This window comes from Natronosalvus caseinilyticus, from assembly GCF_017357105.1.
In the GTDB taxonomy this organism is placed as follows: domain Archaea; phylum Halobacteriota; class Halobacteria; order Halobacteriales; family Natrialbaceae; genus Natronosalvus; species Natronosalvus caseinilyticus.
Genome location: NZ_CP071596.1, coordinates 2305087 through 2316559 on the forward strand (window position 1 = coordinate 2305087; position 11473 = coordinate 2316559).

The following is an 11473-nucleotide window of genomic DNA, read 5'->3' on the forward strand; positions in this document are numbered from 1 at the left end:
GAACCTTGTGTCGTCGAGTTTCGCGTTGTATGCTTTCCTATCGAGTGGGGAGGAAGTCGAGAGCGTATCTGGAATTATAGTGTGTATTATATACACTACTAAGGATGACGACGACCAAACCAAACTCAAAGCTGACAATTTTTGACGAAAGCTTCTGATCGTGACGCAGATACTTACACGCTCGTGACTGTGATTCGCGGTTCGGTCGCTCGTCGCGCCTCGAGAACCAGGGGCGAGAACCACTCGACCGAGTTCGTAACGGCCGTGGCTTTCCTGTCCAAACGGCCACTCGATATCAATTGTGGACGAGACGCTATGAGACCGCTAACAGCCCATTTCGTGAGACGAAGCGGAATCGAATCAGCCGAACGCGAAATCGAGAAATCCGTGGACCGATTCGGCGGCCAGCGCCGGTTCGCGGTCCGGATACGTCATCCGCACGAGTTCTCGCTCGCGGGAGAGCCCGAACGTCTCGAGGGAGGTCGTGGTTGGACCTCGTTCCGGTGAATCGACGATCACCGCCTCACCAGCGAGGTCGGCCGAAACGGCCCGGAGCAGGTGATCGATCACGGATGGCTCGATCGCCACGAGCGGCCCGATCTGCCAGTGCGTTCTCCCCGGTCGAACGATTGCGTAGCCCTCGACCCCGGACGACGTTCGCGAGTAGAACCCGCGAACCTCGGACTCGGCGAACAGTTCCTCGAGTAGCGTGCTCCGGTCGACACCGACGTGGCGGCGATCGAACTCGAGGACGGCGTCGACGTCCGGAGGGGTGAGGCGTTCGATGGTCTCCTTACCGTGTCCCGGTTCCTGGTCGTCCGCTACGTCTTCTGGCCGGAGAAGGGTACCCTGCCAGCGGAACACGGGTTCGACGCGCTCGAACCCGTCGTTTCGGTAGATCGGTTCTCCGAGGTGTGTCGCGTCGAGGCCGACGAGGTCGCCCCCGTTCTCGCGTGCGTACTCGAGTCCGTGTTCGAAGATTCGACTACCAAACCCCTGTCCCCTGTGGGCTTCGTCGACGAGCACCATCCCGATCCAGCTGACGTCCGCTCCGTCGCCGTCAGCACCGTAGGTGATCACGGTCGTCGTCGCGACGAGTTCGCCGTCGACGGTGCCGGCGAAACAGCCCGCTGGACAGCAGGTGAGCAGCCGCTCCCAGTCGGCGGGTAGCTGGTTCCAGCCGGCCTGCGTCGAGAGGGCCAGCGCGTCGTCGAGGTCGTCGGCCGTGAGTGGTCGTATCTCGAGCATTCGATGGGAATGGATGTTCCAGAACGAACATAGTTCTGGCGGTTGGGGTGGAGAGACCCTGATTTTGGGCAAGAGGAGAGCCTGTGCCGCCCAATTGCAACGCTCTCGGGGATATCCAGACGACGGGCACGTGCTCCAGTCGCGTCCGACCGTCTCCCGAACGACGTCTCGTCTGTTTCGACCTAGTACGGCCCCGTTTCGACGAATCAGCACGGGGCCCGTCCGAGACGTACGGAGTTCCGTTTCGAGTGTCCCTGATGCCGGCGTGTCCCTTCGCCGACGGCGTTCACGGAGACGGAAACGCGTTCACAGCGAGGTAATGTTGATCTCGATGATGTTGACTGCCCGCCGAATCATCTCCGGTATTTCCGTCTCGAGGCGTTCCTCGTCCATCCGGCGCACCGGACCGATGATGCTGATCGCGCCGTAGATCGTCCCGTCCTGGTCGCGGATCGGCGCGCCGACGCCGACGAGCCCCTGGATCGTCTCGCCGTGGTTGTACGCGATTCCGCTCTCACGAATCGTCTCGAGTTCCGTGCGTAACGCCTCCTCGTCGGTGATCGTGTTCGGGGTGAAGGCGTCGAACTCCATGTCCTGGATGAGCCGGTCGCGCTCGTTCGCTGGCATGAACGCGAGCATCGCCTTCCCGACAGCGGTGTGGTAGAGGGCGTTTCGATACCCGACGTAGATCTCGGTCTGGACGGCATTTGCGCCCTGGGCCGTGTACAGACATATTCCTTCGCCGTCTTCTTCGACGGTGAATAGCGCCATCTCTCCGGACTCTTCGGCGAGTGTGTCGACCTCCGTCGTCGCGATGTCGTAGATGTCGATGCGGTTCTTCGCGTAGTGGGCGAGGTCGATGAACCGCAATCCCAGTTTGTACTCGCCACTCTCGTTGACGACGTACCCACCTTCTTCGAGGGTCGCCAGGTGGCAGTGGGCAGTCCCCTTCGAGACGCCGATCTCCCTGGCGACCTCCGTGACGCGGGCCCCACCGGTGTCCCGGAGCATATCCACGATCTCGAGGGAGCGCTGGACCGCCTGAACCGGATTCTTTGCTTCGGCCATACCTGGCTAATGGGCGCATGTGAAAGATAAATGTTTGGCTCTGCTAAACACACTCAAATGACATCTACTGGAGCGCGTTTGCCCTCGATATGCACTCCATAGATCCAGTATTACGTTATGTCACGGGACGACCATCGGTCCAGTCGGAGTCCGTATCGGCCTCGAATCGGCGGGACGTATTTCGACTGGCGTTTCAGGTACGACGGACTGTCCACGACCGGCTCGAGGAGGGAAAGCTGGTCGCGGATTCGTCCGCTCACCGGCTGGAGAGGTGATGGAGAGATTAGATCGGCTACTGGCCGGTCAGATTCCCAGTCACGAACTTGTCTTCGTCACTCGCGCTCCCGTGGAATGACACGTCGCCACAGACGTTGTTCTGGATCCACAGACCCTCGACCTCCGCCTCCAGTTCGTTGGCGAAGTCGATGTCTGTGTTGGCACCGCCGACGGTGTTACAGGCCGTCACCCACAGGTTGGAGACGGTGCCGTCGGCACCGTGGTGGCCGATGGGAGGCGCGTCTGCCTTCGCGTCGACGTCGACGACGCGGACGTCGGAGACGTCGCCGCTCGTGGCGACGGACCGGCCGCTCCCGTGCAGCGTACCGGTCACCGATACGTTCCGTGAGCGTTCGATCGTCACGTCGCTGGCGGCGGTATCGTTGTTCAGGACGTCGACCTCGAGGGTCACGTTCTCGGCGTCTCCGACGTAGACCACGTCGTCCGTGAAGCTTCCTGAGACATCCCCGGAAACGGAGACGTTCTCCGCTCCGGCGAGATTGAGGGCAACGTCGTCGTTCCCGCCGCGACCGACGATGGAGACAGATTCGAACTTCGAGTTTCGAAGATTGCCGTTTACGACGTTCGCGCCAGTCCCGGCAAACGTCTCGAGTTCGCATCCCTCGAGTGTGAGGTTCGATGCCTGGCCGTACGGGGTATTGACGGCGGCGGGGCGACCGACGACGGTCGTTCCGAACGCCTTCACGTGACTCTGGTTGGGCGACAGCGAGAGTCCGTATCCGGCGTGGTACTTGTCGTGGAGTATCTCCTCGGCGCCTTCGATCCGGCCGCCGTAGACCTCGTAGGCGCCGTAGACCTGCTGCGTGGCGTTCGAGTGAAAGCAGATGCCGTGGAGGTACGCGTTCCTGATCCGCGGGTCGAAGATTCTGACCACGTTCGACCCGGCGTTGATGTCGATCCCGCGCCGGCAGGTGTCGATCGACGGGCGCACGACCGTCGGGTCCGTACTGCCGCGAAATTGGAAGGGTTCCCAGTGGGAAGACGCTCGACCCTCAGGGAGGACCGGTTTCGTCGCCTCGCAGTCGACCATCACCGTTCGGAGCGAGTGGATGTCGACGAACGGGAACCCGACGTAGTTCTCGGCAGTGCAGTTGATGAACTTGCAGTCGCGTGCGTAGGCGCTCATCAGGAAGCCCTCGGTCTCGTCCTCGCCGCCGCCGTCGGTCAGGTGCATGTCGACGAACCGGCCACCGACGACCGAGTCCAGCAGGAACACGCCGGCGTTACCCGCGCCGTGGTCGTAGTTCAGGCCGCGGTCGAGATAGAGCGTCGACCCGTCGATTTCGCGGATGACGGCCCTCGTTGGGCAGGTGCCACGCCCGGCGGTGCCGCCCCAGGAAAGCGTCGGCGAGTTGTTGTACTTCGACTCCGAGATCGTGACGTCGTCGCCGACGCTGAACGGCGAGACGTCCTCGACTTCGATCCGCTGATCGCCTTCGCTGACGTCAGTCGCGTTGACCGTATCGCCGCCGAAGTCGCTGACGGCAGTCCAGTTACCGAACGAGATGAAGTGCGCGTACGCCCCGTACCCGACGCCGGTGACCCGCAGTTTCGATCCCGTGCCGAGAACCGTCACGTAGTCCTCGAAGATCTCGTGTTCGCCGTCGAACCAGTACTCCCCGTCGGTCATCACCAGGGTGTCGCCGTCGCTCAGATCGTCGATCGCCGCGTCGAGTGCGTCGTCCGACGGTTCCTCACCCGTCGGATCTGCACCGTAGTCGTCGATGTCGATCACGTCAACCAGTGTACTGTCGGCGTTCAACACGCCCTCGTCGACGCTGAGGTTCTGCCCGGCAAAATCCGAGATCCGTTCTGACGTCGCCGCCATCTCGAGTCCGCCCAGAGCGAGCAAATCGTGGCCATCGGCGTTTACGTCGCCTTCCCAGCGGGTCCACGGCTGTTTGCTTCGCTCCTGCGCACCGACCTGGCCACTCACCAATCCGAGGCCGGCCAACCCCAGTGCGCTCATCGCCGCTCGTCGACTCAATGTACTGCCAACCGTGCCGTCACGGTCGGATACGTCTGTCTCTCCCCGTTCGCTAGCATCAGTCATGGTAGCCAATGACAACCACCGCACTGTGGTAATTAAATTTAACTTAAATTGATTGACAACAGTCTGTGAACGTTCAATCCAATCCACGCTCAGGAGAACGGTCACATGGCCGATGTTGAGCGCCCAGTTCCTCTCTCGTGACTGACGACGTCAGTCGTCTGATCTCGAGACTCAGCCGCGGGCACGTCGTCTCAATCGAGAGCGCTTGACCACACGCCCCGTTTCCCGACCATGCCGCCCGACCGCCTCGTTGGCCCCAATCACGCACACTTATGTCTCTCCTGGCACTGCTCCCGGTATGGAAATTGAAGTCGTCCGTGCCGACCAGTACGTGCGCAACAACGACACCCGAATGCCGTTTCACTTCGGCAACGTCGTCGCGACCGAGGGAGCCCACCACTTTCTCGATATCGAGATCGCGGTCGACGGCGAGCGGGTGACGGGCGTCTCGATGGTCGGAATCGCCCCAATGTGGTTTCTCAAGGATCCCGACCTCTCGCTGGTCGAACAGAACGAGCGCCTGCTCGAGGTGTTCACCGCTGCCTGTGACCACGCCCGTGACCTCGAGCCCGCACCGACCGTCTTCGACCTCTGGCACGACCTCTACGAGCGCCAGCGTCAGTGGGCCGCCGACACCGAACACCCGCCGCTGCTCTGGGGCTACGGCGTGAGCATGGTCGAGCAGGCACTCGTCGACGCCTTCTGTCGCCATCAGGACATCACCTTCGCGGACGGAATCCGCAACGGCGCCTTCGGGGTCGACCCCGGACGAATCTACCCCGAACTCGAGGGGGAATCGCTCACCACGTACCTGCCCGAGAACCCGACTCGAGAAGCGGCCGTTCGCCACACGGTCGGACTGGCGGATCCGCTCCGGCGGGACGAAATCGATGCGACGAACCGGCTCGAGGACGGACTCCCGCAGGCCCTCGAGGAGTACGTCGAGCGCGACGGAATATCCCACTTCAAGATCAAACTCTCGGCGGACGAAGCGCGCGACGCAGACCGACTCGCCCAAATCGGTGCGGTTCTCGAGGAGGGGGCACACGACACGTATCTCTGCACGCTCGACGCGAACGAGCAGTACGATAGCGTCCGCGTCTTCAAAGAGCAGTGGGAACGCCACGCCGACGATCCGGCCCTCGCCGCCGTCTTCGATCACGTGGCCTACGTCGAACAGCCGCTCCCACGCGAGCAGGCGCTCACCGACGAGACGCGCGAGGTCCTCTCCGAGTGGAGTGACAGTCCGCCGATCATCATCGACGAGTCCGACGATCGGCTGGACAGTGCCGGACGCGCCCTCGAGTGTGGCTACGCCGGCACGAGCCACAAGAACTGCAAGGGCGTCTTCAAGGGCGTCGTCAACGCCTGTCTCATCGAGAAACGCCGCCGCGAGACGGATGGCGACTACGTCATGAGCGGGGAGGACCTCACCACGATCGGTCCGGTCGAATTGCTCCACGACCTGGCGGTGATGGGGACGCTCGGACTGGATCACATCGAACGCAACGGCCACCACTACTATCGCGGCCTGAGCTTTCTCCCCGAGGACCTCCAGGAGACGCTCCTCGAGGCCCACGGCGACCTCTACGAGCGTCACGAGGATGGATTCGCCGCGCTCGACGTCGCGGACGGTCACATGCAATTCGGAAGCGTAATCGACGCGCCGTTCGGCCGGCGTTTCGAACTCGATCCGTCGCGGTTCACGCCGCTCGAGGCGTGGGAAATCGAGTCGATGTACGAGTAGGTACGGGCTCTCGAGTCGGGTCGAACTGGGATTCGAACATCGATGCGGCCAGGAGAAGGAATCGCCTCCCTGTCAGCGGCCCCTCTCAGAATTCGCCGTCCCGGACGTGGAACTTCGTGGGTTTGCCGAGGGTAGGACCGTCCTGTTCGACCCACGAGGCGACGAGTTCGACGACGTCGTCGACCGCCATTCTCGGTTCTTCGAATAGCTCGTGGCTCCGACTCGCGTCGTTGAGTAACGCCGTCTCCTTCTCCTCGCCCTGGAACGTCACGTCGCAGCCGAATTCGTCGGCGAACTGTTGGGCGAGGTCGCGCACCGAGAGGACGTTCGGCCCGGTGACGTTCAGAATGTCGGCCGGTGAATCCGCCAGGTCCAGCGAACGGAAGCAGACGGAGTTGGCGTCACCCTGCCAGATTACGTTGACGTGGCCCATCTCGAGCGGAACCGGATCTTCGGCGTACACTCGCTTCGCGAGGTCGAGCAACACGCCGTAGCGCAACTCGACGGCGTAATTGAGCCGGAGGAGACACGTGGGCGTCCCATTTTCCTTCGAGAAGTGCTGGAAGACGCGTTCGCGTCCCAGACACGACTGGGCGTACTCGCCCACCGGCCCCGTCACGTCCGTCTCGACCGAGCCGCCGGAGTCGACCGGTACCGGCGGGTAGACGTTGCCCGTCGAGAGCGCGGTGATCCGCGAATCCGCGAACCGGCTCGCGACGCGGCCGGGGAGGTAGGCGTTGATCGCCCAGGTTTTGGGCTCCTGGCCGGTCGTACCGAACTTCATGCCCACCAGATAGATGACGTTCTCGCAGTTCGGCAGCGACTCGAGCGCGCCCTCCTCGAGGAGGTCCGCCCGGATCGTCTCGGCGCCCCACGACTGGAGTCTCTCCTCGAGGGAGCCGTCGGAATACCGCGAGACGGCGTACACGGTCGTGTCGGCGTCAGCTTCCTCGTTCGCACGCAGGATCCGCCTGATGAGCGTCGGCCCCATCTTTCCGCCCGCACCGAGAACCATGATATCGCCCTCGAGTTGTCGGGCGAATTCGACGTCCTCGGGGTAGGGTTCAGAGAGGAGGTCTTCTAGCTGTGCTTCGGTCGAGACTGCAGCGGGGCGTGTATTTCCTTCGCTCATAGCTGGGTATCGTGGGTTACCTTCGAATGGAAACGACAATTCGATATAAAGGTACCGACGGCCTGTCTGATCGATGTGCGTCGGCAAATTCGATCGGATCCGCCACCGATCAGTCGTCAGCCTGGGAAACCGTTTCTAACAACTCTTCGTAGTTCTCCGCGACCTTGCGGTAGGCGTCCGCGTGTTGCTCGATTACTGCCGGTCGGTTCTGTTTGAACCACGGCACGGCGAAACAGCGCTCCTGAATTCCCTCGGCGACGGGGAGGTCGCCTTCTTCTTCGCGGACGTCGCGGTGGGCGTGTGCGAGGCGAGTCGGTTTCCCGTGTCCGTAGACGTCGGCCTCGTTGAGGAGGGGATGCGTGTGAAGCGCGAAATTACACCCACCGCGGCAGACGGATCCCTCGGCTGCGACCGCGTCGGCGAAGTCGGCGACCGGTAACCCGCCCAGTTCCTCGGGATCGTACAGTCCCTTCGGTGCGTACCAACCGCCGGCGTTGCTCCCCTCGTCGTCGGGTCGGTGGGCGCGGATACCTGGGACGTCCTCCAGCAGGTCCCAGAAGTAGTTCATCGCGTCCTGGATCTCCCCCATGCGTTCGTCGTAGTGTTCCAGCTGGACGCGTCCGACGGCCGCGCTGATCTGGTGCATCCGGTGTTTGTGACCGCCGAACGGGAGGCCGGAGAATCGAACCAGGTCCTCTCGCTCGAGAGTGTCGGAGTGTCGCGAGTAGTGGCTGAACGCGACCGCCCGTTCGTAGATCTCTCGGTCGTCGGTGACGAGCATTCCGGCTTCGCCCACGGCGAAGGACTTCCGACTCATCAGCGACATGGCGCCGACGTCGCCGATGCTCCCCAGCCTGCGGCCCCTGTACTCCCCGCCGTGAGCGTGGGAGACGTCCTCGATGACCGCGACGTCGTGTTCGCGGGCGATCTCCACGATCGGATCCATGTCGGCTGGATGCCCGTAGTTGTGGACGACGACGATGGCTTTCGTGTGTTCGCTGATGCGCTCTTCGACGCTTTCGGGGTCGATACACAGGGTATCGGGCTCGATATCCGCGAACACCGGTGTCGCGCCCAGCGCCATACACGGCAATATGGCCGCCCAGTAGGTGACGCTGGGGCCGATGACTTCGTCGCCGACGCCGACACCGACGCCGTACATCGCCCCCAGAAGCGACGCCGTTCCGGAACTGTGGCCGAGGCCGAACTCCTGGCCCTGCCAGTCCGCGAACTCCGCTTCGAACTGTTTCGTAACCTCGGTACCGGACATCGCTCCTCGCCGGAGGACGTCGAGGGCGGCTGCTTCGTCTTCGTCCGTAATGATCGGCCACGAGAACACGTCGTCGTCGTTGACGGTGACCGCTTCGGGACCGCCGTTTATCGCGAGGACACCACTCATCGGTTCGTCGTCCTCCGCTCAGTTGGATACGTCATGTGGGTACACGTGACTAGTGATTTTGATCACAATATAGATGACGGTCGCTGCACTCGACACCAGCAGTCGCGTTTCGGGGCACCAGCGATCGCTACCACTCGAGCAGCGGTTTCGTGAGTCCGGGTCCGGTTCGAACGCTTCGAGCGAACGAACGGCTCTCAGTTACCAGTGTCTCTCAGTGACCGGCGTTTTCGACCTCGACCCACTCGCCGTTCTCCGCGGATTCGTAGGCGGCGTCGAGAACCCGGAGGACCGCGGCGGCGTCCTGGAGCGTGACCGGCGGGTCGCGCTTGCCGTCGCAGGCCTCGAAGAACGCCTCGACGAACTCCTTGCCCCACGACCCACCGTAGCCCGGTGCCGGGTCGTACTCGTGGGTGATCGTCCGGTGAGGCGTACACGCCCACTCGCCGCTCGCGTCGTCGAGTTCGAGCGTCGTCTCCTCGTCGAACCCGAACTCCCGCCCCATCGGATCCCAGCTGCTCCGACCGTGAGTCCCGTAGAGGTCGATTTTCGTGTCGTAGAGGTCCTCGCCGAGGTAGTAACCGCAGTGGAGCGTCCCGAGCACGCCGTCGGCCGTCTCGAGTTGCAACGTCGCCGCGTCCTCGACCTCGACCGCCGCGGATCCGTCGACCATGCACGCGTTGACGCGGGCGATCGGTTCCTCCAGGAGCACGGTGAGTAACTGAAGCCAGTGGATGCCGAGCCACTGGAGGATGCCACCGCGACTCGCGTCCTCGTCGAAGATGAAGTGGTCGGTGTCCCGGAACGACAGCTGGGAGGCGACGTATCGAACGTCGAACGCTCGCATGTCGCCGAAGAATCCCTCCTCGACGAGGGCCACGAGTTCCGTCGTGATCGGGTGTGATTGCCAGGGATAGGAGACACAGACGGTCTCGTCGGCTACATCGACGCGCGAGAGTAGCGGCTCGAGTTCGTGGGCGGTTCGGGCTGCCGGCTTTTCCGTGAAGACGTCGACACCCGCGTCGAGGGCCTGTTCGATCGCTCCGGGAGTGTCCCTGTTCGGGAGCGTCAGGAAGATCGCGTCCGGCGATTCCGAACTCAGTAACTGCTCGAGATCGTCGTATACGGGAACGTCGTCGAGGGGGGCAATGGTGGACGCGTCGAAGTCCGGATCCGGTTCACAGGCGCACGTAACGCTCGCGGGGAGCGTCTCGAGCGTCTCGAGGTACGGTTCCGCGTGATGGTGGTCGAGGCCGGCGTAGCCGATCGTTCGATCGGTCACCGGCGTCCCTCCGGTAGGATTGGAGTGTCGGGCGTCTCGAGCGTCCCGAACGTAACCGTCCTCGAGACGAGCGCAGAGGGCGCTGTGACTGGATCGGCCTGCTCGTCACGGTCCGTACCATCGAAGTCGTGTTCGGGCGCGCAGTATTCGTTCATGAAGACGTCGAACGTCACGGCGAATCTGCTCCTGATTGAGATGGGCGACTGGGCTGCATTGTTCTCCGCCTTCCGCTATGGACCTCAGTATAATGTAATTTGTGGGTGCGTAAATTCCACATCGAGATCGGCCATCGCCGGAGGGGGCTATTCGAAAATCGTCGTTGGCTCTCGTCTCGATTCGCCGATGCGATAACGAGCCTGTTTCTATGGAGTCGACGATGCGATAACCGGCGTATTTCTACATAATCGGCGACAGAAGACGTGTTCTCTGTCGAGACCGCGACCTCAACGGAGACTCGCCAGTTTCTCCCCGAGGACGCTCCGCGCCGAACTGAGCTCGCCGCCGACGAGGAGCACCTGATAGCCGCGGTCGACCGCCGCTTGTGCGGACGAGACGGACGTCGCAACTCCGCCAACCGGCATCCCCGCGTCCGCCGCGGTCTCGACCACGTAATCGACCCGCTCGTCGAGTTCGGGCGGCGGATCGAGCCACGACCCGCCGAGGGAGACCGAGAGGTCCGCGGGACCGACGAAGACGAAGTCGAGTTCCGGAACGGCAAGGATCGACTCGAGGTTCTCGATCGCCGTCTCGTTTTCGATCATGACGCCGATCGCCACGGAGTCGTCCTCGAGTTCGACCTGATTCGGTTCGGAGTTCCCCCAGGTACTGTTTCGACTGTTGCCGACGCCGCGGTCGCCGACGCCGCCCTCGTACCGATACCGGGTTGCCTCGACTGCTGTCCGTACCTCTGCCGCGGTCTCGACGCGCGGGATCAGAATCGACCTGACGCCAGCGTCGAGGACCTTCCGGATCAACGGCGGCTCGCCGGTCGGCAGTCTGACGAGCAGTTCGATCCCCGCGAGCTCAGCCGCACGGGTGAGGTTCTCGAGAACGGTGCTATCGTACGGGCTCGGACCCGCGTGCTCGAAGTCGAGCCACACGAAGTCGAGGCCGACGTCGCCGTAGACTTCGACGACCGACGGCGAGAACGTCGCAGTTTCCGCGCCGAGAACGACGCCCCCTGATTCGATTTCCTGGCGTATGCTGTTCGTATGATCCATCCACCCGTTACGAGACGAACCACCGTAGTA

The 11473-nt window shown here is 62.9% G+C and carries 9 protein-coding genes; 1 reads left to right on the forward strand and 8 read right to left on the reverse strand.

Annotated features, from left to right (window positions below):
- Positions 1-360 precede the first annotated feature (360 nt).
- The 3 genes from J1N60_RS11140 to J1N60_RS11150 all read right to left on the reverse strand — a co-directional run bounded on the left by J1N60_RS11140 (position 361) and on the right by J1N60_RS11150 (position 4666).
- Positions 361-1248 carry a GNAT family N-acetyltransferase gene (locus J1N60_RS11140; RefSeq protein ID WP_312907450.1) on the reverse strand — a complete coding sequence of 296 codons (888 nt, stop codon included), beginning with the start codon at positions 1246-1248 and terminating at the stop codon, positions 361-363.
- Between the two features lie 306 nt (positions 1249-1554).
- Positions 1555-2316, reverse strand: coding sequence for an IclR family transcriptional regulator (locus J1N60_RS11145; protein ID WP_312907451.1), 762 nt, complete (start codon positions 2314-2316; stop codon positions 1555-1557).
- A gap of 292 nt (positions 2317-2608) precedes the next feature.
- Positions 2609-4666: a hypothetical protein gene (locus tag J1N60_RS11150; RefSeq protein WP_312907452.1), complete on the reverse strand. Its 2058-nt coding sequence runs from the start codon at positions 4664-4666 to the stop codon at positions 2609-2611.
- Between the two features lie 298 nt (positions 4667-4964).
- On the opposite strand from J1N60_RS11150, the gene J1N60_RS11155 reads away from it, so the two are divergent.
- Entirely contained in the window at positions 4965-6413 is a 1449-nt protein-coding gene (locus J1N60_RS11155; RefSeq protein ID WP_312907453.1) for a hypothetical protein, read from the forward strand.
- 85 nt (positions 6414-6498) lie between these two features.
- Here J1N60_RS11155 and J1N60_RS11160 read toward each other — a convergent pair whose 3' ends face one another.
- From J1N60_RS11160 to J1N60_RS11180, 5 genes are all read right to left on the reverse strand, one after another.
- Positions 6499-7545, reverse strand: coding sequence for an NAD-dependent epimerase/dehydratase family protein (locus J1N60_RS11160; protein WP_312907454.1), 1047 nt, complete (start codon positions 7543-7545; stop codon positions 6499-6501).
- Between the two features lie 109 nt (positions 7546-7654).
- The gene (locus tag J1N60_RS11165) at positions 7655-8944 is read right to left on the reverse strand and encodes a DegT/DnrJ/EryC1/StrS family aminotransferase (RefSeq protein WP_312907456.1); all 1290 of its coding nucleotides are present in this window, start codon (positions 8942-8944) and stop codon (positions 7655-7657) included.
- A 211-nt stretch (positions 8945-9155) separates the two neighbouring features.
- Complete coding sequence (locus J1N60_RS11170; protein WP_312907458.1) at positions 9156-10223, reverse strand: Gfo/Idh/MocA family protein; 1068 nt, start codon at positions 10221-10223, stop codon at positions 9156-9158.
- Positions 10220-10378 (reverse strand): hypothetical protein, encoded by a 159-nt coding sequence (locus J1N60_RS11175; protein ID WP_312907459.1) that lies wholly within the window; start codon positions 10376-10378, stop codon positions 10220-10222. The genes J1N60_RS11170 and J1N60_RS11175 overlap by 4 nt, the downstream gene beginning before the upstream one ends.
- Before the next feature lie 288 nt (positions 10379-10666).
- Complete coding sequence (locus J1N60_RS11180; protein WP_312907460.1) at positions 10667-11443, reverse strand: HpcH/HpaI aldolase family protein; 777 nt, start codon at positions 11441-11443, stop codon at positions 10667-10669.
- Positions 11444-11473: the final 30 nt, after the last annotated feature.